1 protein-coding gene is annotated in these 2,213 nt (G+C 50.7%); it reads left to right on the plus strand.

Features of this window, described 5'->3' with window-relative positions; translation table 11 throughout:
- Positions 1-1,067: 1,067 nt before the first annotated feature.
- Entirely contained in the window at positions 1,068-1,907 is an 840-nt protein-coding gene (locus ACUHMQ_RS20470) for a rolling circle replication-associated protein (protein WP_445297296.1), read from the plus strand.
- Positions 1,908-2,213 lie beyond the last annotated feature (306 nt).

The following is a 2,213-nucleotide window of genomic DNA, read 5'->3' on the forward strand; positions in this document are numbered from 1 at the left end:
GGTAGTTTGGGATCCATCGAATTCTGAGGAGATGAGTGTTTTCTATCTTGGAAAGGGAGTCCCAAGCGAGGATATCTTGGATGCAGCACAGAAGGCCGCATTCGCTTATAAGCCGAATTAAGGCGTTTTAATGGGTCTAGGAGGCGTTGCAATGAAGGAGCTGCACGATATAAGCACTTTAGAGCTTCCAGGGTTTCCTAGCCCTGTTAAAAGGGTAGGTAGGCCGCCTTTGTTTGGTAGACCTATGACCGATGCAGAGCGAAAGCGTCGGCAACGGGAAAAGTCGAAGCAAGGCGGTTGAGCTGAGGCTGCACCGCAGCGCGTCAGCGTGAGGCGCGGACCGAAGCGCAACCGCCCTCGGTACTACTCACCAAATCCTCCGCCACTTTTAGGGCTTACAACCCCTCTGAACCCTTGTGTTTACAAGGGTTTTCCCATTTCTGAATCCGGCGCGAATCCTGTGTTTTAGACGGGTAATTTTGTTTAGATATGTTGACAGTTTTCGGATGAATTTTGTTAGGACCTCCTAACATTTTCCTGCTGACCAACCGTTGATTTGCTGGTGCCGCTTCATGGTCTAGGCGTCGGCGTCGACGGCCCGCGTCACGAAGTTGTGTGCATGTATACATGGCCAAATCGCGGGCGAACCTAGATCCACGAACGCTACAGCTTGAGTATTTGGAGTGCCAGAGACCGTGATTCCATCGTAGTATTCGATCTCGGTCACCAAATGAAGTGGGCCAGCGTGTGTTGAAGTCACACCTAGCCCGTGACCGGTTGCGAAATCTTTAAGGACTAACCTAAGGACTAACCGGTAATGCTAGTGTACACCACTGCGTTTTCGGCCCGGAAAGGGTCGGATGTGCGCGCTTGACCTCTGTCACAAAACTCCTTCCCAAAACTCATCCAAATTGTCACCAAATTCGTCTCCAAAAGAGGCCGATTGGGGCGAGGTGCGCACGTCTTTTTCTGACGAGTTCGCACCCCCTACGGGCGACGCGCCTCTTCCTTGTCTATTTAGTAACATCTGCATAACGGAAGGGGCTCCAGACGCGCTGGAACCCTTATTGGACAAGGCTTTCCCAGACTTTCGCATTCTTACAAAAGCGCATCGTAGAGCGGCCTGCGCACTGGCCTGGAACATCCAGTTTTTGGCTGACAAATATGGGATCTCTTTCCTGGGGTTTTTAACCCTGACTTTTGCGGATCATGTGACCTGTCCGAAGGAGGCTCAAAGGAGGTTTCATTCTCTCGCTACGAATGTCCTCAGCAAACGATATTGTGACTTTGTGTGGGTCTGGGAACGGCAGAAGAACGGTCGGATTCACTTCCACTTGGTTGTGGCTCTAAAGGTGGATATCCGTACAGGTTTTGATTTCGCAGGTATTGCGGACAATGATTACCGGTCTGCAGGAGTGGCGATTCGTGACGAGTGGGCTTTCTGGCGGAAGACAGCTAAGAACTACAAGTTTGGTAGGACCGAGTTACTCCCTGTGAAGTCCACCGCTGAGGGCATCGCCCGATATGTCGGCAAGTACATCAGCAAACACATAGGTCAACGGGAAGAGCGGGATAAAGGGTGCAAGTTGGTGGGCTACAGCAAAGGTGCGCGGGCTGTGACTGCACGATTCAGCTTCGCTACACCAGGTGCAAAAATTTGGCGTCAAAAGGTGGCGGCTTATGCGGCTAATCTAGGAGCCTTAGGTGCGACCCCAGATCGTTCACCAGTGCCTTATGAGGAAATCAAACGCTATAAGGGACCGCATTGGGCCTTTAAAGATCGTGAGTTGATTGCGTCTATTCCTGTGTTGCTGGAGTTGGATTCGGTAATGAGAATTCCGGATTCAGAGACGGGTGAGCTTTATCAGGTCAAGCGTGAATCCGATGGGTCGCTTTCTATTGTCTAGATGTCACGAAATCAGGAGAACACTGTGCTGTACGTAGGCTTTTACGTGCCCAAGACTGGGAAAATATTGGACTTCGAGGCGATGACTGATGGGACGATGCAGGATTGTCGTATGGGGGCAATGAGTCTCACGATGGAGTATCAGAGGAACAAGAAAAACATGATCCCTTCGCCTTATTGGGTAGTTTGGGATCCATCGAATTCTGAGGAGATGAGTGTTTTCTATCTTGGAAAGGGAGTCCCAAGCGAGGATATCTTGGATGCAGCACAGAAGGCCGCATTCGCTTATAAGCCGAATTAAGGCGTT

Source organism: Chitinimonas violaceus (assembly GCF_052601015.1).